Below are 22,559 nucleotides of genomic sequence, written 5' to 3' on the forward strand. Positions count from 1 at the left end.
TTCCTGTTCCCGCCAGCATGCGCAAGGCAGTTCCCGGCTCACGCCGGGGCTGCTTTTTTTTCGACCTTTGCCCTCCTTCCATGCCGCCAGCCACTGTCGCCACTGCCACCGCCGCCGAACGATTGACCAGCCTGGACGCGTTCCGCGGCTGCGTGATCGTCGTCATGATCTGGGTCAACTATCTGGCCGGCATGCCCGGCATCGCCTGGTGGCTCGAGCATGCGGGTCCGCGCGCCGACGGCATCACCCTGCCCGACCTGGTCTTTCCTGGCTTCCTGTTCATGGTCGGCATGGCCATACCGCTGGCCTTGCAGCGCCATTGCGGCCACGTCACGCCCGCCCTGCTGGGGCGCCTGTTGTGGCGCTCCGCCAGCCTGATGCTGGCCGGCGTGGTGCTGGCCAATGCCTACCGCTACGATGCGCAGGCGGCGCCGCTGCCGCACGCCGTCTACTTCCTGCTGTTTTATGTGGCCATGATGCTGCTGTGGCGCCAGGGCGCGGGCAAGCTGGAGCTGGCCGTGGGTGGAGCGCTGATGCTGTTCCTGCTGGCGACGTTCCGTGGAGAACTGAACAGCGAGTTTTCCAGCACCTGGCTGCAGCCGTCGTGGTGGGGCATCCTCGGCATGATAGGCTGGTCCTACCTGCTGTGCAGCCTGCTTTACCTGGCGTGCCGGGGCAGCGGCACGGCCCTGATGGGCATATTTGCCCTGCTGCTCGTGCTGTACATGGGCGGCACGGCGGGCAGCCTGGATTTCCTGCCTGCAGGCATCAATGCCTTCGTCAACGTGCCGCAGGTGCTCGGCTCGACGGCCACCAATGTACTGGCCGGCACCCTGGTGGGCCAGCTGTTCCTGCGCGGCGCCGCCCTGAGCCATGGGCAGCGCATCCGCTTCATGGCATGGTTCGCGCTGGGACTGTTCGCTGCCGGCCTGCTGCTGCGGCCGTATCACCACATCAACAAGATCGCGGCGACGGAATCCTACACACTCGTGTGCAGCGCCCTCATCCTGGCCCTGTTCCTCGTGTTTTATATCGTCATCGACGTGTGGCGCTGGCGCGCCTGGGCCGTGGTGCTCTTGCCGGCCGGCACCAATGCCCTGTTCGCCTACATCGTGCCCGACCTGTGGCAGCAGCTGGCGGCCGTGCTGCACCTGCCGCGCTTCTGGTGGCAGTATTGGGAAACGGGCGGCGCGGCCGGCCTGTGGAATGCCGCCGCCGTCACCGCCCTGATGCTGCTGTTGACCGCCGTGGCCACCCGTTGCGGGCTGAAGCTGAAGTTCTAGCGCTAGACTTTGATATAAATCTTGCGCTTGTCCATCGCATAGGCGATCAGCCAGCACAGCAGCATGAAGCTGACGGCAAACAGCAGCGAGCCCACGCGCGCCGGCGCCCAGCCCGTAAACCAGTGCTGGTACAGCCACTGGTACAGGTTGCCGCCGCCGATGCGCACGGTAAACGCGATGATCACCAGCACTTCCGACACCAGGTAGATGAACAGGGTGTTCTTGCCGAAGACTTCAAAAAAATACGTCCAGCCCGTGCTCTTGCGCACGTCGATGACGAACATCAGCAGCGCCAGCAGCAGCAAGTCCAGACCGATACCGAGCATCACATAGGAGCTGCTCCACAGCTTCTTATTGATCGGAAACACTTCATTCCAGCACAAGGCCACGGCCACGCAGATGACGCCGGCCACGGCCAGTTGATACAAGCTGGAGCGCAGCCGTGCCGGCGCCGCCTGGCGCACGAAACTGCCCGCCAGGTAGCCGGCGATGACGTTGACGATGGCCGGCAAGGTGCCCAGCACGCCTTCCGGGTCGAAGGCGATGCCCTCGCCGTGGTACAAATGGCTGTCGCCCAGCAAGATCAGGTCCAGCTTGGCCGGCGCATTGCCGTGCAGGCTGTAGTCGCCAAAGCATGCCAGGATGGCCCAGTAGCCGAGCAAGGCGCAGGCGCTGAAGACCAGTGCGCCACGCGTCTTCCAGTAATGGAGGATCAGGGCGGCAGCCAGGTAGCACACGGCGATGCGCTGCAGCACGCCGGGAATGCGCGTGTGCGACAGGGGCGACCAGGCGAACTGGCCCGCGTCGTCGATCTTGAAGAAGGGAAACCAGTACAGTAAGAATCCCAGCAAGAAGATCAGCGCGCTGCGCTTGCACAGCCTGGCCAGCACGGCGCCATGCCCCAGGTGCTCATATTTCCCCAGCGCAAAGGCCAAGGCATTGCCGACGACAAACAAAAAGCTGGGAAAGACCAGGTCCGTGAGGGTAAATCCATGCCATTCGGCATGCAGGAACGGCGCGTACACGGCGCCCCAGTCGCCCGGGGTATTAACGACGATCATCAGGGCGACGGTCAGGCCCCGCAGGACGTCGAGGGCGAGGTAGCGTTGAGGTGCAATAGTCATGTCAAACAATTCCAAAAGATAAAAACCAGCTCCCCGCTTGTGACGGAAAGCCGGTAAAAAACTACAACTTGGCACGCAGGCCAAAATAGAATTGACGGCCGTTCGAATACAGGGCCGTCGGCTGGTCCTGGTTGGCGCCGTAATACTTGAGCACCGGATTGTTCAGGTTCAGCACATCGAAGGTCAGCGAATAGCGCTCGTCGATCTTGTAGTTGAGCGATGCGGCCAGGTTGCCCACGCCATGCACATACTGGGGCGAGCTGCTGAACAGGCCGGCCAGGAAGCTGGAGCGGTAGGTATAGGCCAGGCGCGCGCTCAGCCGCTCGTCCTCGTAATAGCCTTCCAGGTTGTAGGTGCCGCGCGAGCTGCCGACCACGGCGGCGCCATCGTCGGCCTTGCCATTCGTATAGGTGTAATTGCCCACCACGCCGAAACCGCCCCACAAGCCCTGCTGGTAACTGAGTTCCACACCTTTGTTCTTGGCGCCGATATTCGTCGGCGACTGGATCACATAGGTGTTGAATTTCTTGAAGGTATTATTGTAGTAGCTCACGGGCGCCGTACCAAACGTCACGTACGATTTCATGTCCATATAAAAGGCGCCCACGGAGAGCATGGCTTTCGGCGCGAAATACCATTCCAGGGTGGCGTCGTAGTTGGTCGAGCGTATCGGTTTCAGGTCCGGATTGCCGCCCGTTCCCGTCAGCAACTGGTCGTTCAGGTTGACGGCGCCCACCAGGGCGCTGTAGTCGGCGCGCGCCATGGTTTTCGCCACTGCCGCGCGGGCCACCAGATCCTTGCTCAAGTCAAACTTGATGTTTGCGCTCGGCAGCACATCCGTGTAGCTGTGCTTGACGACGGTGGGCGTGTAAGGGCCGAAAATATTTTCCTGACCGATAGGGTTCTCGCCGCCCGGCACGTTCGTCACCGTCGTCTGCTGCGTGCGCACCACGCGCACGCCCACGTTGCCGCGCCACTTGTTGCCCGCCAGATTGGCCATGATATAGGCCGCGCTATCCTTTTCCTTCACGTCCAGCTCGGCCGGCCAATTGCGCGAATTCGGGCCGCCCGTATTGTCGTACTTGTTGGCCCACGCCACCAGGTCGGCCGGATCGAGCTGCCAGTAGCGTCCCTGCGCATTGCCGCCCAGGCCCTTGCCGTAGTCGCCCGGGTAGGTGCCGCCATTCCACTTCGGCAAGGGCGCATTCGTCGTGCCGTCGCACACGGCGCAGCTGCGGTTTTCCGGCCACGCCACATTGCGGTGGTGTTCCGCGTAGCGCGCGCCGAACTTCAGCGATTCCAGCACGCCGTAATCCATGCTCAGTTCGCCATCGGCCTGGCCATATTTCTCGGTGTCCAGGGTTTCCACATGGGAACCCCAGGCCGATGCCGTCACCGCATTGGAGAATCTGGAAACGTCGAGACCGGGGAAATTCAGCCTGGCCGGCGACAGGCCGTTCAGCTGGTACGACACGCCCACGCCCGTCAAGCCCGCCTCATAGCCGAGGTCGACGGGCGTCTCGCCGATGCCGCGCGTGTAGCCGAGGCTGCCAGTGATGCGCAGGCGCTCGCTGGCGCGGTAGCTGCCGTTGAAGTCCACATACGCAGTCGACGAGTTCGAGCCGGGGCGGTAGATCTGATCGACCAGGGCCGGATACAGCTGGCCGTTATAGGGCGTGGTGGAATTGGCGGCAGGAAACTGCGACGCGGGAAAGTCGGCCGCCACCAGGGTATTGTTCTTGACCGTAAACGCGCTGGGAATCACGCCCACATGCTTGCCGTCATTGTCGACGGCATTCAGGTTGGCGCCGGGCTGGTTATAAAAGCTGCGGTTGTAATTGGCTGCGTCCAGCTTGGAATAGAAGCCGTTGACGTCCAGCATCAAATCAGACGTCGGCTTGAATTGCAGGTCGATGCTGCCGCCCTGTCGCTTGCGCACCTGTTCGAACAGGGCCGAGTTGATGCCCAGCGGTGCCAGCACGCCGGCCAGTTCCGGATGCTTTTGCGCGGCCGGGCTATTGGCGTCGATGGCGCCATAACCGAAGAATTCCTGCCCGTCGCGGCGTTCGTGGCGCTTCTCGGAAAACACCTGGAACAGCACGCCCATGGTCTTCGCTTCGTTCTTCCAGTTGAACAGGGCATTCATTTGCGGATCGGTCTTGCCCGGCAAGTCCGCGTAGATGGCTTGCACGGCCAGCTCGGCCGTGAACGGCTGCTTGAAACTGAGGGGCTTGCGCGTCTCGATATTGATGGAGCCGGCCACGCCGCCTTCCACCAGGTCCGCCTGCGCGCTCTTTTGCACGGTGACGCGGCTGACGATTTCGGACGGCAGCAAGGCAAAGCTGACGCTGCGCCCCACAGTGCCCACCTGGTCCGTGACAAACCAGTCGCCCGTGCCCACGGCGTGGCCGTTGATCAGGGTTTGTGTCAGGCTGGGGCTGGTGCCGCGGATGCTGACCCGGTCATTTTCCGAGAAGCCGCCCTCGCCGCCGGCCGACGAGGAAATGTTGACGCCAGGCACGCGCTGCACGGCATCGGCCACGTTCTTGTCGGGCAACTTGCCGATGTCTTCCGCGCTGACGACGTCGATCACGGAATCGCTGTTGCGCTTCTGGCTCAGCGATTGCTCCAGCGAGGCGCGGATGCCAGTGACGACCACTTCCTGCATGGGGGCTTGCTGCGCCTGGGCAGCCATGCTCATGGACAGCAAGGCTGCGGCGGCGGCGATGGGATGTAATACGGGATGCAAACGACTGTTCATAGACTCCTCGATTATAGGTATGCCCGCAGATGGCGGGACGGTTTTATATGAGTACAGACGGCAGGCGCCATGCCATGGCGCCGAAAAAAAAGGCAAGCTCCCGAAACAGGAACTTGCCTTGAAAAGACCGAGGAAGACCCGGCCAGACGCGTGCGCATCAGGCCAGATCGTCTTGTTTACAGCTTGGCGCGCAGGCCCAGGTAGAAGGTACGGCCGTTGCTATAGAAAGCGCGTGGCTGATCCTTGTTTTCCGCGTACATCTTGATGGTCGTGTTCGTCAAGTTAAGCGCATCGAACGTGATCGTGAAGTGTTCGTTGATCTTGTAGTTGAGCGAACCGGCCAGGCCGCCGGCGCCGGCAACGTGCTGGCTGGCGCCACGGTCCACTCCCGCTTTGTAAGCCGAACGGTAGTTGTAGGCCAGGCGTGCGCTAAGGGCGTTGGCTTCGTAGAAGGCCGTCAGGTTGTACGTGCTGCGCGATGCGTTGACCAGTTCGTCACCATTGTCCAGCTTGCCATCGGCATAGGTGTAGTTGGCCAAAATGCCGAAGTCGCCGAACAGCGGTTGCTGATAGCTGAACTCAGCGCCCTTGTTCTTGCCGCTGGTATTGAATGGCGACGTGATCTGGTACACGGCGTTGGCATTGCGCTTGCTGTTGAAGTAGGTAGCGTTGACGGTACCGTTCGACACGACCGATTTCAGGTCCATGTAGAACAGGCCCACCGAGAAGGCCGACTTCGGTGCGAAATACCATTCGGCGCTGACTTCGGCGTTATCCGACTTCACCGGATTGAGGTTGACGTTGCCGCCGCTGCCGCTCAATGCATCGTCGTTCAGCGATACCGAACCACCAAGCGCGCTGTAGTCGGGACGGGCGATGGTGCGGGCCACGGCGGCGCGCACCACCAGGTCGTTGCGCACATCGAACTTGATGTTGGCGCTAGGCAAGAAATCGTTGTAGCTGCGCTCATACAGATGCTGCGAGTAGGCACCCCAGTCGGAACCGGTGATCGGGCCGCCGGCCTGGTTCACCAGGGTCGACTGCTTGGTGTGAACGGCGCGCAGGCCGAAGTTGCCGCTCCAGTTGTCGCCCGTCAGGTTGGCCATGGCATAGATAGCCGAGGTTTTTTCCTTCAGCTTGAATTCGTCGGTCCAGTTATGGCGACGCACGTAGTCGAACAGGCGGTTGCCCGGTGCCGCGCCCCACGCGCCCAGTGCCGAGCCGTCGTACTTGAAGTAGTTGCTCGACAGGTTGCCGCCCAGGTTGTTGGCGAAGTCGCTCGGGTACATCGTGCCATTCCACACGGGGCCAGGATTGGAGAAGCCCAGGTCGCCCGGACGGGTTTCGAACGGATGCTCCGCATCGCGCTTGTGATCGGTCAAGCGGCCGCCGAACTTGACGGAATCCCAGATACCCGACGACAGGCGCAGCTCCGCGTCGATCTGGGCATATTTTTCCTGGTCCACGGAACGCGATTCGCCGCCGCCGGCCCATGCCGTCGAGCCAGGCTTGGTGGTGGTGCCGCCCGGATAGGAAACACTGGCCGGGCTCATGCCATTCAATTGATACACCATGCCGCCATCGACGTTGTTCTGGTAGTACACATCGTCGCGGTCATAGCCGACGCCATGGGTCTTGCCCAGCTTGCCGGTCAGGGTCAGGTCCTTGGTGGCGCGGTATTTGAAGTTGAAATCGAGGTAGTACGACTCGCCGCCGGCATCAGGACGGTAGATATTGTCGACTTCACCAGAGTTTTTTGCGAAGGTGGCGCCTGTCAGCGTGCCATTCTTGACCGTGTAGTTGGTCGGCACCTGACCGGTCGAGACACCTTTATCGTTGGTACTGTTCACCGAGTTGGCCGGTGCAGCCAGCCAGTTGGTGTTTTGATGCGGTGCCTTCAGCTGCGAATAGAAGCCGTTCACGTCCAGGGTCAGGTCCTTGCTGGGCTTGAATTCGATGTCGAATGCGCCGCCTTCGCGGGTTTTCTTTTGCTCGAACAGGCTGGCGCCGATAAAGGTCGGCACTTTTACGCCGGCCAGTTCAGGATGGGCCAAGGCCGCATTGCTGGTAGCGGAGATCGGCGTATAGCCGAGGATTTCCTGGCCATCGCGGCGCACCGTCGATTTTTGCGAGAAACCCTGCACCATGATGCCCAGGGTATTCGTGTCATTCTTCCAGTTCACCAGGCCGGAGAACTGCGGGTCCGTCTTGCCGGCCAGGTCATTATGGAAAGCCTGGATCGAGCCTTCGGCCGTGATCTGGTTCTTAAATTCCAGCGGACGACGGGTGATCACGTCGATCACGCCCGAGACGCCGCCTTCAGGCAGGTCAGCCGTGGCGCTCTTATGCACGACAACGGAGCTCACCAACTCCGATGGCAGCAAGGAGAAGCTGCTGCTGCGGCCCACGTTGCCGCCAAATTGATTCAAGACAAACCAGTCGCCCGTGCTGATGGCATGGCCGTTGAACAGGGTTTGCTGGAAGCTGGGGCTGGTGCCGCGCAGGCTGACGCGGTCGTTTTCGCCGAAGCCGCCTTCGCCACCGGCCGACGATTGGGTATTCACACCTGGCAGGCGCTGGATCGCGTCAGCCACGTTACGGTCCGGCATCTTGCCGATATCTTCGGCGGTCACCACTTCCACCACGGAATCCGCATTACGTTTTTGCTTCAGCGATTTTTCCAGCGAGGCACGCACGCCGGTCACCGTCACCACGGTGGCCACGTCTTCGGCGGGCGCTTCCTGCGCCTGCGCCGAAAAGGACAGACCGGCGACCATCACGGCAACGGCCGCAGCGATCGGCGTACGGCTACGCGAACCGGATTTCACGACGGCAGCTGCAGGTGTCAAATTGCGTTTCATGTACTCCCCCTTGATTTAGGCTCCAGGATTGGAGCCTTTTCATTTTTAACGTAGGTCTTCTTTCCAGCCCGCCCACTCTCGCCGGCATGCTGCAGACCCTTCGGCACAACCACTTACAAAACCAATTCAACGCCAATATACTACTATCCAATACCAGAATACTACCAGTTGCAACTTTTTTTTTATAACGTTGCTTGAATCACACAGACCACTTCACCTGAATCAATTCGTAGCCCGTACGGCCGGGCTAAATACCAGCGAGGGCAGACATAAATTGCCGGCCTGATAATTCAAATTGGTTTTACAACGGTCTTTTTTGGTATTATCCAGCGACACAAAACAGATACAGAGCGCGTCTGCAACGCGCCGTAACGGAGACCCTCAGCGTATGACAACCCTGGCTCACATCATGCAAGGCCTGGGGCAGACGAGTAGCCTGCCCCTGTACCAGCAACTGCAGCGCGCGCTGCGCGAAGCGATCGACAAGCGCATCCTCGGCCCCGACGAAGCCCTGCCGGCCGAGCGCCAGCTGGCCAGCGACCTGGCCGTCTCGCGCATCACCGTGCGCAAGGCCATCGATGGCCTCGTCAACGAAGGCTTGCTGGTGCGACGCCCCGGCTCGGGCAATTTCATCAATACGCGCATCGAGAAAAACTTCGCCAAGCTGACCTCGTTTTCCGAGGACATGCGGGCGCGCGGACGCACGCCGCGCAGCGTGTGGCTCAAGCGCGCAGAGGGCACGGTGACGCCGGAAGAGGCCTTGCGCCTGCGGCTGTCGCCGGGCGCGCCCGTATACCGCTTCCACCGCATCCGCTATGCGGACGAGGTGCCGATGTGCCTGGAATACGCGACCATCGTCGCCAGTTGCCTGCCGGCGCTCGACGCCGTCGACGTATCGATGTACGACGCGCTGGAACAGGCGGGCAACCGGCCCGTGCGCGCCTTGCAGCGCCTCAGCGCCTTGTTGCTGACGGGGGAGCAGGCCAGCTTGCTGCAGGCGGAGGAAGGCGACGCGGGCTTGTCGGTGGAAAGGCTGGGTTTTTTGCGCGACGGCCGCGCCGTGGAATTTTGCCGCTCCTACTTCCGCGGCGATATGTATGACTTCGTGGCTGAATTAAGTACCAATTAATACCAATCGCCCCATTTCACGAATACCAGATAACACCACTTATTGCAGTGCAATATATATTCCGGCAGCGCCGACTATATATGCACGGCAATGGTGAATTCATCGGCGGCGATTATGTAGCCAGCCTATGGCAAATATAAAAAGCGCCGCGCAATGCGGTTTTGCGCATTGCAGCAAAGCCTGACATTCCCCGTCAGGCAGCGGGCGCGGCGCGGCGTCCCGCGCACAGCAACATCACGCCCAGCGCCACGCACAGCCAGCCGAACAGCGGTCCCAGCCATCCTGCCCAAGTGGTGACGGGCGGGTGTGCCGGCAACGGCGCCAGCAAGGTGCTGCCCGGCATGGCGCTGCTGGCCCGCTCCGCCAGCACGCGGCCATACGCGTCGCTGACCGTCAGTACCCCCTCGCGCGCCGCGCGCAGCACGGCATAGCCGTTTTCCACGCCGCGCACCACCGTCATGCGCGCCCCCATCCAGCCGTCCAGCTGGAAATCCCAGGCCGGCACCAGCATCGCCTGCGCCCCGGCCGCGCCATACGCCTGTCCCAGGGGCGCGAAATGCATGTCCTTGCAGATGGCCAGGCCCATGGCTTGCCCCGCCACGGGCTGCACGGCATACGCGTTGCCAGCAAGAAACTCGCGCTCGGGCGGCGCCAGGTGATGTTTTTGATAGCTGACCGGCGCGGCGCCATCGGGCGCGAACAGCCAGGCCAGGTTGCGCCGGCCGGCGGCGTCCTGCACGCCGATCCCCAGGACGATCCACGCGCCCGTGCCGCGCGCCAGCGCCTGGAAGCGCTGCCGCACGGCATCCGCCTGCGCGGGGGCCAGCACGGCTATCTTTTCCGGCAACAGCACCAGCCGGGCGCCCTGCCCGGCCAGCTGTTCGATGTGGCGCGCGTACTGGTCCCAGACGGCTTGCGCGCGCGCCGGCGGCGTGGCCGGGCCGATGAAGTCGTCGATGGCCACCAGTCCCGCCAGTGGCCCGCCTGGGCTTGGTGCGCCCTGCACGCGCCAGGCGCCAGCGGCGAACGCGGCCGCCAGCAGCAACACGGCCGCGCCCGCCGCTGGCGCATACGCGCGTCCGCCGGCCAGCAGCAAGGCCAGCGCGGACGGCACCAGGCACAGCAGAAACAGCAGGCCAGGCACGCCCGCCAGGGCCGCCACCTGCAATATGGCAACATTGTCCGCTTGCGAATACGCAAGGCTGCCCCAGTTACCATCGGGCAGCAAGGCCGCCATCAGGGTATCGATGGCCACCCACAGCACGGGATACGCCAGCACCGTCCACGACGCCCGGTAGCGCAGCACGAGGCGCCGCGTGGCCAGCACCACCAGCAGCCACAACAGTGCCTTGACGACGATCACGGCCAGCACGGCCGGCAAGGGCATGAGCAGGCGAAAATAACTGAAGTTGGATGACAGGCCCAGCACGGCAGCCAGAAACGTCATCCAGGCCGCGTCGCGGCGCGACGCGCGCAGGGCCAGCCACAGCACGGGCAGCGGCGCGCACCAGGCCAGCGGGCCCAGCGGCTGCGGGCCCAGCACCCAGTACAGGGGCAGGCCCGCCGCCAGCGCGGCGGCGATTTGCGACAGGCGCTGGCGCAGCGCGCTACTGCCGGCAACCGGCGCAGACAAGGTGTGGAGCATGCTTATGCTTTCAAGGGGAGCCAGATTTCCACTCCGCCGATGCCGCTGACGGGATCGAATTGCCGGTCGTAGCGTTCAAAGTCGGGCGCATCGGCCGCTTCCAGCCCGGACTGGGGTAGCCACTCGTTCCATACGGTATGCCAGGTGGCGCGGATGGTGGAAATATGCCCGCGGTGATGAAACACGGCGTAGCGGCGCGGCGCGATGCGCAGCCGCGTCCAGCCATCGGGCGCCTGGGAAAAATCGCTGAACGGCATGCCGCACAGGTAGTCGAAATTGCCCGCGTCGTCATTGTTGCAGCACACGCCATACACGAGCTGGCCGGGCGCCACGTGGGGCAGGAAGCGCTGCCACAGGGCGGGAATACCGGCAGACGTTTCCGCGCAATAGCGTTCGACGAGGCCCGCCAGCAGCAAGGCGGGGCCTTGCTCGAAACGGGGCGGCGCCAAAGGCTCGCCCGGCGCCACATCCATCTTGATGGCCTCCACCAGCGCCAGGCTGGCGACGTGGCGCTGGGCCCGCACCTTTTCCGGCGTGATGTGGAACTGGTCGCGGAAGGCCCGCGTAAAGGCTTCATGGGAGCTGTAGCCGGCCTGCAGGGCGACGGCAAGGATGTCTTGTGCGCCCTGCGCCAGCGCGTGCGCCGCGACACTGAGCCGGCGCGCCCGCACATAGCGCATCACGGAGTGGCCCGTGGCCAGGCCGAACGCGCGCGTCAGGTGGCAGGGCGAAGCGCCGCCCACCTGGGCGATATCGCCGAGCGAGAGATCGTCCGCAAAATGCGATTCGATATACCAGAGTGCCTTGGCCAGATAGTGCATGAGCGCTTCCCGTTGAACGAGCAGCGACTGTAGCATTTTCAGCAAGCCGTGGCTTGACCGGAATTGCGCAATAACCGGCAAGCGCTTCCTATTTTCTGGTGCGCTTTTCGTGAACGAGCTGGCCGCTGCTGATGCGCGCCAGCTCGGCCATTTCCTGGGCCAGGAAGGCCAGCAGGTCGTCGATGCTGACGACGCCGGAGAGCGCGCCCAGGCTGTTGACCACGGGCAGGCGGCGGATGCCGTTGACGCGCATGCGTTCGATGATGTCGTAGACGTCTTCGTCTTCGCTGGCGGTGAGCAGCTGCGCGCTCATGATGTCGCCCACCAGCAGGCTGGCGGGGTCGAGACCGAGGGCGATGACGGAAATGACGATGTCGCGGTCGGTGAGGATGCCGATGGGGACGCGTTCGCCGTTCGGCTGTTCGGCCACGATCAGGTCGCCCACGTGGTGCTGGCGCATCAGCAGCGCCGCGTCCTGCACGCTGGTGTCACGCTGGCAATGGATGGTATGCAGGGTGCAGATGTCGCCGATGCGCATGTCGCCACTCCGTTTGAGGCAGAGTGTCCACGCTACGCCAGCCCGCCGGGGCGGGTTTGAGGCACATCAATTGAAACGGACTTACTTTTCTTCGGGGGGCGGCAGGAAGCAGGCTTCGACGATCTGCAAGTCGTTATCCTTGGCAAATTCGCGCACGAAGTGAAACGCCATCGGCTCGATCTCGCGCAGCTTGGTATTGACCACCACCGACTTGACTCCGTTGACCACGGTCGGGCGCACGTAGGGCGAATACTGGAGGTGCGCATTGCGCCCGCCGCCGTCGGGATTGAAACAGGACATCACTCCGCAAAGGCGCTCGGCCCAATCGCTGGGTCGGAATTGCTTGCCATTGCTGGTGAGACCAAGGATGAAGAACTCGTCTGAGAGTTCGTTTTGAGATAACTCGGCCATGTGGCTTGTCGGGACTGGATTGCGTGAATGGCCCCGGCGGGTAAGCCGGGCTGGTAGTCAACTACGTTTGCTGCGGTAAGGCAGTATTATATCTTATAGAAGACTTGGGTTCTACCTCGATCTGCCCTGGCGATGCAAACAGGGGCCGGCACGCCTTGCGCGCCAGCCCCTATTTTAACCTTGTTCCACGCGCAAGGCGCATGGATGGCGCGTGTGCGCCCGCATTAGCCGAGGAAAACGGCGCCCGACATCAACAGCAGCAACAGCATCCACAGCAGCAAGGCGCGCCACACGAGGCCCACCGTGCTCTGCAAGGCGCGCGCGCCCGGCTCTTCGCCGGGCAGGATATCGCTTTCGCTGTCGCTGTCATCGACGGCCATGTCGGGCGTGACCATCACGCGCGCGGCCGTTTCCGCTGGCGTGCCCAGGCGCACGCCCATGGCGCCGCCGCCGGCCGTCAGGATGATGCCGATGGCCTCGTCCTGCCAGCGCTGGGCGAAATTGCGCCAGGCGTAGATGGCGTCCTCGAAATTGCCGACCACGGCAAACGCGACGGCCGTCAGGCGCACGGGGATCCAGTCGATCCAGTAAAAGGCGCGCGCGGCGAACTGGCCGAATGCTTCATTGCGCATGTGCTCGGGTTCGTTCCAGGCGCGCGCCAGGTATTCGGCGACGCGGTACATCACGGCGCAGGCAGGGCCCAGCGGCATGAGGAACCAGAAGAACACGCCAAACACGTTGCGGTGCGTGGTGACGAGGGCTTTTTCCACGGCGATGCGGGCGATTTCGCTCGCTTCCATGCCCACCGTGTCGAGCTTGGTCCAATCGGCCAGCAAGGTGCGGGCCGTCGCTTCGTCGCCGGCGCTCAAGGCCAGCTGGATCGAGGTGAAGTAATGGCTGTAATGGCGAAAGCCCAGGGTCAGGTAGACGATGAGGACGTTCCAGGCAAAGGCCAGCAGGGTCAGCTGGTAGTGGAGCAAGATCCAGTACACGCCCGCCGTCGGCACCATCAGCGCGCCGATCATGAGGAACCAGCCCATGCGGCCATGACTGGCGTGGCCGGCATTGAACCAGGTCTCCATGCGCATTGCCAGGCTCTTGATTTCGGCGTAGATGGGATTATCCGCGCGCAAAGGTTTGAGCTGCTCGATCAGCAATGCGCAAAGTATGGAGAGAAATGTCATCAAACGTCCTTTTTGTCTTTTTCAGCAATACCGCAATGCCCGCTACGATAGCGCAGTGCCGTGCTGGAATCAAACTTATTACGTGCGCGGCGCCATTTTACGCGCGCAGCAGGTGAAACAGATTGCGCAGCATGCCGGCCGTGGCGCCCCAAATATAGAAGCGCTCGTAAGGCATGGCGTAGAACGAGCGCCGTCCGCCGGGCAATTCCACCGACAGGCGCTGATGGTTGATGCCATCCATGAGGAAAGCCAGCGGCACCTCGAAGATTTCCGCCACTTCCGACGGGTCGGCGCGCAGTTCGAACGGCGGCGTCACGAGGCCCACCACGGGCTTGACCTGGTAGCCGGTGCCCGTCAGGTAGTCGGGCAAGCAGCCCAGCACTTCGATATGCTCGCGCGCCAGGCCCACTTCTTCTTCCGTTTCGCGCAGGGCCGTGGCCACGGGCGAGCCATCGAACGGCTCGCTGCGCCCGCCGGGAAAGCTGACCTGGCCCGCATGGCTGCTCAGGTGGTCCGTGCGCATGGTCAGCAAGATGGTCAGGCCCTGTGGGCGTTGCACCAGGGGAATGAGGACGGCGGCGCGCACGGGCACGGCGCGGGCGGAGAGGAAATCCTGGGTGATCTCGGGCTGCCAGTCCGGCTGTTCGGCCAGGCGCTGGCGCAGCCAGTCCGGCGTCAGGCGCACGGCGTCCAGCGCCGCCTCGCCGGCGATCGAATCGATGGCGAGTTGTTTTGGATCAAATGCGATGGTGGCCATGGCAGCTTGTCCCATTAGCAATTCTAAATAAAAAAAGGGGCACCAATACGGTACCCCTTTTCCCAACGCAGACGCTGATATTACGCGCTTGCTTTCGCCACAACGCGGCGGTTTGGCAATTTTTCTTTGATACGCGCCGATTTACCCGAACGCTCACGCAGATAGTACAGCTTGGCGCGGCGAACATCACCACGGCGTTTCACTTCGATCGAAGCGATCAGCGGCGAGTACAGTTGGAACGTACGCTCGACGCCTTCGCCGGACGAGATCTTGCGAACGATGAAGTTCGAGTTCAGGCCACGGTTACGACGGGAGATAACGACGCCTTCGTAAGCCTGGGCGCGCTTGCGCGTGCCTTCGACTACGTTGACGCTGACGATAACGGTATCGCCTGGTGCGAAGTCAGGAATCGATTTACCCAGACGGGCGATCTCTTCTTGCTCTAATTGTTGAATCAAGTCCATTTTTATAACTCCGAAAACCATCATGCCGGCGCACTGTGGATAGCGTACTATCCGCCCGGTAGAGGATGGGTATTACCAATTTGGGCAACATGCCCGGCACTGCAAGGCCACCCTGCTTGCCGTCCGAAAACGACTTACAGGCTGGCCAGGAATTTTTCATCGGCCTTGCTGAGCAAGCCGGCGGCGCGCGCACTGACCAAGAGGTCAGGCCGCTTGGTCGCGGTCGCTTCCAGCATGCGCTGGCGGCGCCACTTGACGATCTCGGCATGATTGCCCCCCATCAAGACGGGCGGCACGGCCATGCCTTCATATGTTTCCGGCCGCGTGTAGTGCGGCGAATCGAGCAAGCCATTGACGAAGCTATCCTCGATGGCCGATGCCTCCGTGTTCAAGACACCCGGCAACAGGCGGATCACCGCATCCATCAGCGCCATGGCAGGCAATTCACCGCCCGACAAGACGAAGTCGCCGACGCTGATTTCCTCGTCGACGCACCGGTCCAGCAAACGCTGGTCCACGGCTTCATAGCGGCCGCATAGGATCACCAAACCAGGTTCGGCTTTCAGCTGCGTGACGCGCGCATGCGTCAGCGGACGGCCTTGCGGCGACATGAACACCACGCGGGGCGCCGCCAGTCCCAGTTCGGTCTGACGTTGCTTCGCGGCATTAATTGTCGCTTCGAGGGGACGGGCCATCATCACCATGCCGGGGCCGCCGCCATACGGGCGGTCATCCACGGTGCGGTGATTGTCGGTCGTGAAATCACGGGGATTCCACAAAGACAAGCCACATTTCCCCTGCTCGAAGGCGCGCCGGGTCACACCCGACTGCGTCAGCGCGGCAAACATTTCCGGGAACAGGGTCACGACATCAAATTGCATCGTTCACCATCCTGCAACGTTTGCCCGGCGCAAAGTTATGCGCAGGCGGTTTAATAATCGAGGCCCCAGTCGACCGTGATCTTGCTGGCAGCCTTGTCAACGTGAATGACAAACTGGCCAACAAACGGGATCAGGCGCTCAGGCGCCTTTTCAACGGTCTCATCGGCAGTGGCGACGGGCGTAACGCGCAAGATCGACTGCGGACCATTGCTCATCATATCGTGCACTGTGCCGAGGCACTCGCCTTGCAAATTCTCGACTGTCAGTCCGATCAGATCGGACCAATAAAATTCATCGGCCGACAGCGTCGGGAAATGGCTACGCGGAATTTGCACAGAGACGCCTTTCAGCGCTTCTGCGGCATCCCGCCCGACCACACCCACCAGCTGGGCCACGACGTCGCCGCCGTGTAACTTCGCTTGCCTGACTTGAACATCATGCAAGGTCGGTTTATCAAACCACCAGGTTTTGACGCTTAATAATGCATCCGCATCGTCGGAGAAAGGAGTGATCCTGACCCCGCCAGCAATGCCATAGGCACCGGAGACATAGCCTACCTGTACCAGGTCATCGGGGACTTTCACCCCGGATGCAGTCTTGACCGTCAAACCAGTGATCTAATTAAGCTGCTGCTTTGCCGTTGCTGGCAACCAGACGAGCAACGGTTGGCGACAATTGTGCGCCAACGCCTTGCCAGTAGGCCAGACGGTCTGCGGTGATACGCAGTGGAACTTCGCCACCTTGCGCCATCGGGTTGTAAAAACCGATACGCTCAATGAAGCGACCATCGCGGCGATTGCGCGAATCAGTAGCGACGATGTTGAAGAACGGGCGCTTCTTGGCGCCTCCACGAGCTAAACGAATAACGACCATAATATTTCCAAAAAGTGTGCTGAGGCGGAAAAAGCCGCAAATTATAGCGCGCTTTACCGCCAGGCAGCAAGCGTTATGATGACGGGCGTGTAATTTGGGCTAATCAAACATTATGACCAGTCATGACCGAAGACGCAATAGGCGTCTGCGCCTATCGTGCCGGCCATGGCGTGAACTCACGCGAAATCATTGCATAAACGCCACAGGAAAGTGCTATCGTTGTGCGAGGCAATGGCCGATACTGGCAATCTTTACTGATGAGCAACTCTGGAGTCCCATGACCACCGCTACCATTTTGCAACAGTCGCACAAGAACAAGGCATTCACCACCTTGCTGGCCTTTTTGCTGGGCACACTGGGCGCGCACCGCTTCTACCTGCACGGCGCCAAAGACCGCTGGGGCTGGCTACACCTGACCGCCCTGCCCGCCAGCGTGCTGCTGCACCAGCTGTTTCCCGAGGCCGACTGGTTTTACCAGATATTGCCGCTGACCCTGTCCGCCCTGGGCGGCTTCCTGGAAGCGCTGGTCCTGGGCCTGATGCCGGACGACAAGTGGGATGCCCGCTACAACGCCGCATCAGGCCGCCTGTCGGACACGGGCTGGCCGCTGGCCGTGGTGCTGGTCGCTACCTTGATGCTAGGCGCAGGCGTGCTGATCGCCACCATGGCGCGCCTGTTCGACTTGCTGTATACGGGCGGCGCCTACGGTTAATTTCCGTGTGGGAATGGCATCAGAGAGCCCCCGCCGCACGCACATGTAAGTGTTGGTAAGCAATCATGATTTTCCTCTATACTGCATTCACAATGCCGACATTACTGGCACATTTAACACCCCCTAGGAGAAGATCATGATTCGTCGCCCACTCATCCTCGCAGTCGCCGTCACGGCGCTGTTCAGCACCTCCGCCTTCGCGCAAAACCTGTCGCCGAAGGCGCAATACGCGTACGACACGAAACAGGCGAACACGCGCTACGCGGACGACAAGAAATTGTGCGCAGAAGAAAGCAGCTCGAAAGCCCGCATGCAATGCCTGCGCGACGCCAAGGGCGAATACGACCAGGCGATCATCAACGCCAAGGCCGCGCAAAAAGCGGGCAATTCCTACGCCAGCCAGCCTTCCAAGCAGCCGCAGCACCAGATTTGCGCCGATTGCGGCAAGGTGCTGGCAGTCAACGTCACTGAAAAAGCGGGTGAAGGCGGCGCGCTGGGCATGATCGGCGGCGGCGTGGCCGGCGCCCTGCTGGGCCGCCAGGTGGGCGGCGGACGCGGCAAGGACCTGGCCACCCTGGCCGGTGCCGCCGGCGGCGCCTACGCGGGCAAGCAAGTCGAAGGCCACATGAAGAACGCCAAGACATGGACCGTCACCGTGCAATACGAAACGGGCGCCAAGGCCGATTTCGCGTTTGACCAGGACCCTGGCCTGGCGGCCGGCGATCTGGTACGCAATTCCGGCAACGGCATCGCCCGTCGCTAGGAACGCAGAGTAAATCTGGGGTCAGACCCGGCGGGTCTGACCCCAGCATTTGTCTTTGTGGTTAAAAAAAGCGCTGGAGAGTGATCTCCAGCGCTTTTTTTGCATTCAGCCGGCGAGCGCCGGCCAAGTTTCAACTTAAAACTGCTCTTCCGACAAGGCCATCACGCCGGCGCTGCCGTCGATGATGGTGGCGCGCAAGCCGGGCGCCTGCGACAGGACGTGGTCGGCAAAGAAGCGGGCCGTGGCGATTTTTGCTTTGTAGAACGAAGCGTCGCCGCTGCCCTCGCCCAGCTTTTGCTGCGCCACGATGGCCGCGCGGGCCATTTGCCAGCCACCCAGCACAATGCCGGCCAGCTTCAGGTAGGGCACGCTGCCCGCGAACACGGCCTTGATGTCCGTCTTCATGTTCGCCACCACATACTCGACCACGGCTTCCAGCGCGGCGCTGCCTTCGGCCAGGTGGCGCTGCATGGCCTGGAAGTCGGCGCCGGAGAGCTCGCCCAGCTGGGCTTCCGTGGCGCGCACCTGGGCGATGATGGCTTTCGCCACGGCGCCGCCGTCACGCACCGTCTTGCGGCCCACGAGGTCGTTCGCCTGGATGGCCGTCGTGCCTTCGTAGATCGTCAGGATCTTGGCGTCGCGGTAATGCTGGGCGGCGCCCGTCTCTTCGATGAAACCCATGCCGCCATGCACTTGCACGCCGTCGCGCGTGACGTCCTGCGACATTTCCGTGGCCCAGCCCTTGATCACGGGCACCAGGTATTCATACGTCGCCAGGCTTTCCGCGCGCACCTCGGCGTCCGGATGGTGGTGCGCCACGTCGCTGATGGCCGCGCCCACGTAGGCCAGCGCGCGCGCCGCCTCCGTCTGCGAGCGCATGGACATCAGCATGCGGCGCACGTCCGGGTGGTGGATGATGGACACCGGGCCGGCGGAACCGGCCAGGTCGCGCGACTGCACGCGGTCCTTGGCGAAGGCCACGGCCTGCTGGTAGGCGCGCTCGGCCAGGCCGATGCCTTGCAGGCCCACGCCGAAGCGGGCCGCGTTCATCATGATGAACATGTATTCGAGGCCGCGGTTTTCCTCGCCCACCAGGGTACCGATGGCGCCGCCATGGTCGCCGAACTGCAACACGGCCGTCGGGCTGGCCTTGATGCCCAGTTTATGTTCGATGGAAACGCAGTGCGCGTCATTGCGCGCGCCCAGGCTGCCATCGGCGTTGACGAGGAACTTCGGCACGATGAACAGCGAAATGCCTTTCACGCCGGCGGGTGCGTCCGGCGTGCGGGCCAGCACCAGGTGGACGATGTTCTCCGCCATGTCGTGCTCGCCGTACGTGATGAAAATCTTCGTGCCGAACACTTTATAGGTGCCGTCGCCCTGCGGCACGGCGCGCGTGCGCACGGCGGCCAGGTCGGACCCCGCCTGCGGCTCCGTCAGATTCATGGTGCCCGTCCACTTGCCGGACACCAGGTTTTCCAAATAGGTGGTTTTCTGTTCGTCGCTGCCGGCCGTCAGCAGCGCCTCGATGGCGCCGTCGGACAGCAGGGCCACCAAAGCGAACGAGATGCTGGCCGAGTTGAGCATTTCGATGCACGGCGTGGCCAGCAGCTTCGGTAAACCCTGGCCGCCGAACTCCGTCGGATGCTGCACGCCCTGCCAGCCCGCTTCGCCATACGCCTTGAAGGCTTCCTTGAAGCCCTTCGAGGTGGTGACTTGCCCGTCGTGCCAGAAGCTCGGTTCCTTGTCGCTGGGGCCGTTCAAGGGGGCCACCACGCCGCCGCAGAACTTGGCGTTCTCTTCCAGCACGGCTTCGGCCGTGTCGGGCGTGGCGTCTTCACAGCCGGGTAAAGTATGGATTTCGGCCAGGCCGGCCAGTTCGTTCATCACGAACAACATGTCTTTCAGCGGGGCTTGATAGCTCATCTTCTTTTCTCCAAGAAAAAAGCCACGCGCGGCTCGCCGTGTGGGGCGGGCCGGCGTGGCTTTGCAATATACAAAACCGAATGTGGGTACGACTTAGCCCAGTTCTTTGACCAGTTGCGGCACGATCTCGAACAGATCGCCCACGATGCCGTAGTCGGCCACGGCAAAGATCGGTGCTTCCGGATCCTTGTTGATGGCGACGATGGTTTTCGAGTCTTTCATGCCGGCCAGATGCTGGATCGCGCCCGAGATGCCGACGGCGATGTACAGCGATGGCGCAACGATCTTGCCCGTCTGGCCCACTTGCCAGTCGTTCGGCACGAAGCCGGCGTCGACGGCGGCGCGCGAGGCACCCATGGCGGCTCCCAGCTTGTCGGCCAGCGGTTCCAGGATGTGGAAGTTCTCGGCCGAACCCATGCCACGGCCGCCCGACACGATGATTTTCGCGGCGGTCAGTTCAGGACGGTCGGACTTGGCCAGTTCGCGGCCCACGAAGGCGGACTTGCCATTGTCGGCGACGGCGGCGACGGTTTCGGTGGCAGCCGAACCGCCGGTGGCGGCAGCGGCGTCGAAACCGGTGGTGCGCACGGTGATGACCTTGATCTTGTCGCCAGATTGCACGGTAGCAATCGCGTTACCGGCGTAGATCGGGCGCTCGAAGGTGTCAGGCGAGTCGACCTTGGTGATTTCCGAGATTTGCGCCACGTCCAGCTTGGCGGCCACGCGCGGCAGGATGTTCTTGCCATAGGCGGTGGCTGGCGCCAGGATGTGGCTGTAATTGCCGGCGATGGCCAGCACTTGCTCGGCCACATTTTCGGCCAGGCCGTCGGCAAAATATGGCGCGTCGGCCACGATGACTTTCGTCACGCCGGCGATTTGCGCGGCGGCAGCGGCGGCAGCCGAGGCGTTCGAACCTGCGACGAGCACGTGCACGTCGCCGCCGCACTGGGCAGCCGCGGTCACGGTGTGGTGGGTGCTGCCCTTTAAGGTAGCGTTGTCGTGTTCAGCAATAACTAATGCGACCATGATGTGTCCTGTAATTGTTCTGGATAAACGGCGAGGCCGCGCTTAGATGACTTTGGCTTCGGTACGCAGCTTGGCGACCAGGGTGGCGACGTCCGGCACCTTGATGCCGGACGAGCGCTTGGCTGGCTCGACGACTTTCAGGGTCTTCAGGCGTGGCGCGACATCGACGCCCAGGTCTTCCGGCTTGACGGTCTCGAGCGGCTTTTTCTTTGCCTTCATGATGTTCGGCAAGGTCACATAGCGTGGCTCGTTCAGGCGCAGGTCGGTGGTGATGATCGCTGGCAAGGTCAATGCCAGGGTTTCCAGGCCGCCGTCGACTTCGCGCGTGACGGTGACTTTGCCGTCTTCCAGCACGACTTTCGAAGCGAACGTGGCTTGCGGCCAACCCAGCAGGGCAGCGAGCATCTGGCCGGTCTGGTTGCTGTCGTCATCGATCGCCTGCTTGCCCAGGATGATCAGTTGCGGCTGTTCTTTCTCGGCCAGGGATTTCACCAGCTTGGCCACGGCCAGCGGTTCCAGGTCGGTCGTCGTTTCCACCAGGATGCCGCGGTCGGCGCCGATGGCCATGGCCGTGCGCAGGGTTTCCTGGCACTGCGTCACGCCGCAGGAGATGGCGACCACTTCAGTGACCTTGCCGGCTTCTTTCAGGCGCATCGCTTCTTCCAGCGCGATCTCATCGAAAGGGTTCATCGACATTTTGACGTTGGCGGTATCGACGCCAGTGCCGTCACTCTTGACGCGGACTTTGACGTTATAGTCGACCACGCGTTTGACGGGTACCAAGACTTTCATAGCTATGCCTTTGGGAAATTATAAAAATGACGGATCAAGTGCTGATTGTGCGTTCGATTATAAGAGAAATTTGAATCCTGAACCGAATTTAAGCACGATCGTGCGATTTTTTGTTAGAGCAATCCATCTAAACTGTGCAGCTTCTGGGATTTCAGGGGAGTCCGCCGCTACGCTGCAGGGCAGCAAAAGAACGCAAAAGTCACGCACACGGCAAGGTATCAGGCAGGCCGCGCCACGGCGGCCCCGGCCGGCAGAATTATTTACGTTGCATCAGGAAGACGAATTCGGTGCCCGTCTGCACGTGCGACAGCAGGGCATTGCCCGTTTGCTTGGCGAAAGCCTGGAAGTCGCGCACGGAACCGGGATCGGTTGCCATGATGCGCAGCACTTCCCCGCTCTGCAGCTCTGACAAAGCCTTTTTCGCCTTCAGAATCGGCAACGGGCAATTCAAGCCCCGCGCGTCGAGTTCTTTGTGAAATTCCATAATCTCGGTATCAAGTAGTGTGTCGCTCATCATCAATATCCCACCATTGTTTTGTTGTACTGATTTTCGACATACTACTCTAAATCAGGGGCATTGACGCGCTGCACCAAAATAGTTCATCGGC

The 22,559-nt window shown here is 62.0% G+C and carries 21 protein-coding genes; 4 read left to right on the forward strand and 17 right to left on the reverse strand.

All coding sequences use genetic code 11. From position 1 onward, the window contains the following. The first annotated feature begins 80 nt into the window (after positions 1–80). Positions 81–1,283: a DUF5009 domain-containing protein gene (locus AC0V2Y_RS18510; protein ID WP_475414313.1), complete on the forward strand. Its 1,203-nt coding sequence runs from the start codon at positions 81–83 to the stop codon at positions 1,281–1,283. A 2-nt stretch (positions 1,284–1,285) separates the two neighbouring features. Here the strand turns inward: AC0V2Y_RS18510 and AC0V2Y_RS18515 are convergent, their stop codons facing one another. From AC0V2Y_RS18515 to AC0V2Y_RS18525, 3 genes are all read right to left on the reverse strand, one after another. After that, complete coding sequence (locus AC0V2Y_RS18515) at positions 1,286–2,407, reverse strand: acyltransferase family protein (RefSeq protein ID WP_475414312.1); 1,122 nt, start codon at positions 2,405–2,407, stop codon at positions 1,286–1,288. Positions 2,408–2,468: 61 nt separating this feature from the next. Beyond that, entirely contained in the window at positions 2,469–5,168 is a 2,700-nt protein-coding gene (locus AC0V2Y_RS18520; protein ID WP_475414311.1) for a TonB-dependent receptor, read from the reverse strand. A 176-nt stretch (positions 5,169–5,344) separates the two neighbouring features. Continuing rightward, positions 5,345–8,029 carry a TonB-dependent receptor gene (locus AC0V2Y_RS18525; protein WP_475414310.1) on the reverse strand — a complete coding sequence of 895 codons (2,685 nt, stop codon included), beginning with the start codon at positions 8,027–8,029 and terminating at the stop codon, positions 5,345–5,347. A 388-nt stretch (positions 8,030–8,417) separates the two neighbouring features. Here AC0V2Y_RS18525 and AC0V2Y_RS18530 point away from each other — a divergent pair, with 388 nt between their 5' ends. Next, positions 8,418–9,158 (forward strand): GntR family transcriptional regulator, encoded by a 741-nt coding sequence (locus tag AC0V2Y_RS18530; protein ID WP_034759852.1) that lies wholly within the window; start codon positions 8,418–8,420, stop codon positions 9,156–9,158. Positions 9,159–9,351: 193 nt separating this feature from the next. On the opposite strand, the gene AC0V2Y_RS18535 is transcribed toward AC0V2Y_RS18530, so the two are convergent. From AC0V2Y_RS18535 to rpsP, 10 genes are all read right to left on the reverse strand, one after another. Beyond that, on the reverse strand, positions 9,352–10,803 hold the full coding sequence (locus tag AC0V2Y_RS18535; protein WP_475414309.1) for a nitrilase-related carbon-nitrogen hydrolase: 1,452 nt from the start codon (positions 10,801–10,803) through the stop codon (positions 9,352–9,354). A 2-nt stretch (positions 10,804–10,805) separates the two neighbouring features. After that, a complete protein-coding gene (locus AC0V2Y_RS18540) occupies positions 10,806–11,624 on the reverse strand; it encodes a GyrI-like domain-containing protein (protein WP_475414308.1) in 819 nt (272 codons plus the stop codon). Between the two features lie 88 nt (positions 11,625–11,712). Beyond that, positions 11,713–12,162 carry a CBS domain-containing protein gene (locus tag AC0V2Y_RS18545; protein WP_070221849.1) on the reverse strand — a complete coding sequence of 150 codons (450 nt, stop codon included), beginning with the start codon at positions 12,160–12,162 and terminating at the stop codon, positions 11,713–11,715. Between the two features lie 81 nt (positions 12,163–12,243). Then, positions 12,244–12,573, reverse strand: coding sequence for a DUF3579 domain-containing protein (locus AC0V2Y_RS18550; protein WP_475414307.1), 330 nt, complete (start codon positions 12,571–12,573; stop codon positions 12,244–12,246). Between the two features lie 224 nt (positions 12,574–12,797). Continuing rightward, positions 12,798–13,757 (reverse strand): CobD/CbiB family protein, encoded by a 960-nt coding sequence (locus AC0V2Y_RS18555; protein WP_475414306.1) that lies wholly within the window; start codon positions 13,755–13,757, stop codon positions 12,798–12,800. 97 nt (positions 13,758–13,854) lie between these two features. Continuing rightward, positions 13,855–14,514, reverse strand: a complete 660-nt coding sequence (locus AC0V2Y_RS18560; RefSeq protein WP_099410619.1) for a CoA pyrophosphatase — start codon at positions 14,512–14,514, stop codon at positions 13,855–13,857. An 80-nt stretch (positions 14,515–14,594) separates the two neighbouring features. Next, the gene (gene rplS / locus AC0V2Y_RS18565; protein WP_035825414.1) at positions 14,595–14,978 is read right to left on the reverse strand and encodes a 50S ribosomal protein L19; all 384 of its coding nucleotides are present in this window, start codon (positions 14,976–14,978) and stop codon (positions 14,595–14,597) included. A 134-nt stretch (positions 14,979–15,112) separates the two neighbouring features. After that, positions 15,113–15,859 (reverse strand): tRNA (guanosine(37)-N1)-methyltransferase TrmD, encoded by a 747-nt coding sequence (gene trmD, locus AC0V2Y_RS18570; protein WP_326459618.1) that lies wholly within the window; start codon positions 15,857–15,859, stop codon positions 15,113–15,115. A 50-nt stretch (positions 15,860–15,909) separates the two neighbouring features. Continuing rightward, positions 15,910–16,467 (reverse strand): ribosome maturation factor RimM, encoded by a 558-nt coding sequence (rimM, locus tag AC0V2Y_RS18575; RefSeq protein WP_475414305.1) that lies wholly within the window; start codon positions 16,465–16,467, stop codon positions 15,910–15,912. A gap of 13 nt (positions 16,468–16,480) precedes the next feature. After that, positions 16,481–16,732 (reverse strand): 30S ribosomal protein S16, encoded by a 252-nt coding sequence (gene rpsP / locus AC0V2Y_RS18580; protein WP_076567307.1) that lies wholly within the window; start codon positions 16,730–16,732, stop codon positions 16,481–16,483. Positions 16,733–17,009: 277 nt separating this feature from the next. Between rpsP and AC0V2Y_RS18585 the strand changes: the two genes are divergently transcribed. Both AC0V2Y_RS18585 and AC0V2Y_RS18590 read left to right on the forward strand, forming a co-directional pair. After that, on the forward strand, positions 17,010–17,444 hold the full coding sequence (locus AC0V2Y_RS18585; protein ID WP_475414304.1) for an NINE protein: 435 nt from the start codon (positions 17,010–17,012) through the stop codon (positions 17,442–17,444). Positions 17,445–17,580: 136 nt separating this feature from the next. Next, a complete protein-coding gene (locus tag AC0V2Y_RS18590) occupies positions 17,581–18,207 on the forward strand; it encodes a glycine zipper 2TM domain-containing protein (protein WP_070221856.1) in 627 nt (208 codons plus the stop codon). A 135-nt stretch (positions 18,208–18,342) separates the two neighbouring features. Here the strand turns inward: AC0V2Y_RS18590 and AC0V2Y_RS18595 are convergent, their stop codons facing one another. The 4 genes from AC0V2Y_RS18595 to AC0V2Y_RS18610 form a co-directional block, all read right to left on the reverse strand. Beyond that, complete coding sequence (locus tag AC0V2Y_RS18595) at positions 18,343–20,133, reverse strand: acyl-CoA dehydrogenase (protein WP_475414303.1); 1,791 nt, start codon at positions 20,131–20,133, stop codon at positions 18,343–18,345. Between the two features lie 93 nt (positions 20,134–20,226). Then, positions 20,227–21,159: an electron transfer flavoprotein subunit alpha/FixB family protein gene (locus AC0V2Y_RS18600; protein WP_034781780.1), complete on the reverse strand. Its 933-nt coding sequence runs from the start codon at positions 21,157–21,159 to the stop codon at positions 20,227–20,229. Between the two features lie 42 nt (positions 21,160–21,201). Next, positions 21,202–21,951, reverse strand: coding sequence for an electron transfer flavoprotein subunit beta/FixA family protein (locus AC0V2Y_RS18605; RefSeq protein WP_475414302.1), 750 nt, complete (start codon positions 21,949–21,951; stop codon positions 21,202–21,204). A 256-nt stretch (positions 21,952–22,207) separates the two neighbouring features. Continuing rightward, entirely contained in the window at positions 22,208–22,435 is a 228-nt protein-coding gene (locus AC0V2Y_RS18610) for a sulfurtransferase TusA family protein (RefSeq protein WP_010395510.1), read from the reverse strand. Positions 22,436–22,559: the final 124 nt, after the last annotated feature.

It is taken from the genome of Janthinobacterium sp. BHSEK, assembly GCF_056174685.1.

Bases quoted from the DNA above. Each gene is read 5' to 3' on its own strand.
- AC0V2Y_RS18510 (WP_475414313.1), top strand. From the start codon at position 81: ATGCCGCCAGCCACTGTCGCCACTGCCACCGCCGCCGAACGATTGACC.
- AC0V2Y_RS18515 (WP_475414312.1), bottom strand. From the start codon at position 2,407: ATGACTATTGCACCTCAACGCTACCTCGCCCTCGACGTCCTGCGGGGC.
- AC0V2Y_RS18520 (WP_475414311.1), bottom strand. From the start codon at position 5,168: ATGAACAGTCGTTTGCATCCCGTATTACATCCCATCGCCGCCGCCGCA.
- AC0V2Y_RS18525 (WP_475414310.1), bottom strand. From the start codon at position 8,029: ATGAAACGCAATTTGACACCTGCAGCTGCCGTCGTGAAATCCGGTTCG.
- AC0V2Y_RS18530 (WP_034759852.1), top strand. From the start codon at position 8,418: ATGACAACCCTGGCTCACATCATGCAAGGCCTGGGGCAGACGAGTAGC.
- AC0V2Y_RS18535 (WP_475414309.1), bottom strand. From the start codon at position 10,803: ATGCTCCACACCTTGTCTGCGCCGGTTGCCGGCAGTAGCGCGCTGCGC.
- AC0V2Y_RS18540 (WP_475414308.1), bottom strand. From the start codon at position 11,624: ATGCACTATCTGGCCAAGGCACTCTGGTATATCGAATCGCATTTTGCG.
- AC0V2Y_RS18545 (WP_070221849.1), bottom strand. From the start codon at position 12,162: ATGCGCATCGGCGACATCTGCACCCTGCATACCATCCATTGCCAGCGT.
- AC0V2Y_RS18550 (WP_475414307.1), bottom strand. From the start codon at position 12,573: ATGGCCGAGTTATCTCAAAACGAACTCTCAGACGAGTTCTTCATCCTT.
- AC0V2Y_RS18555 (WP_475414306.1), bottom strand. From the start codon at position 13,757: ATGACATTTCTCTCCATACTTTGCGCATTGCTGATCGAGCAGCTCAAA.
- AC0V2Y_RS18560 (WP_099410619.1), bottom strand. From the start codon at position 14,514: ATGGCCACCATCGCATTTGATCCAAAACAACTCGCCATCGATTCGATC.
- rplS (WP_035825414.1), bottom strand. From the start codon at position 14,978: ATGGACTTGATTCAACAATTAGAGCAAGAAGAGATCGCCCGTCTGGGT.
- trmD (WP_326459618.1), bottom strand. From the start codon at position 15,859: ATGCAATTTGATGTCGTGACCCTGTTCCCGGAAATGTTTGCCGCGCTG.
- rpsP (WP_076567307.1), bottom strand. From the start codon at position 16,732: ATGGTCGTTATTCGTTTAGCTCGTGGAGGCGCCAAGAAGCGCCCGTTC.
- AC0V2Y_RS18585 (WP_475414304.1), top strand. From the start codon at position 17,010: ATGACCACCGCTACCATTTTGCAACAGTCGCACAAGAACAAGGCATTC.
- AC0V2Y_RS18590 (WP_070221856.1), top strand. From the start codon at position 17,581: ATGATTCGTCGCCCACTCATCCTCGCAGTCGCCGTCACGGCGCTGTTC.
- AC0V2Y_RS18595 (WP_475414303.1), bottom strand. From the start codon at position 20,133: ATGAGCTATCAAGCCCCGCTGAAAGACATGTTGTTCGTGATGAACGAA.
- AC0V2Y_RS18600 (WP_034781780.1), bottom strand. From the start codon at position 21,159: ATGGTCGCATTAGTTATTGCTGAACACGACAACGCTACCTTAAAGGGC.
- AC0V2Y_RS18605 (WP_475414302.1), bottom strand. From the start codon at position 21,951: ATGAAAGTCTTGGTACCCGTCAAACGCGTGGTCGACTATAACGTCAAA.
- AC0V2Y_RS18610 (WP_010395510.1), bottom strand. From the start codon at position 22,435: ATGGAATTTCACAAAGAACTCGACGCGCGGGGCTTGAATTGCCCGTTG.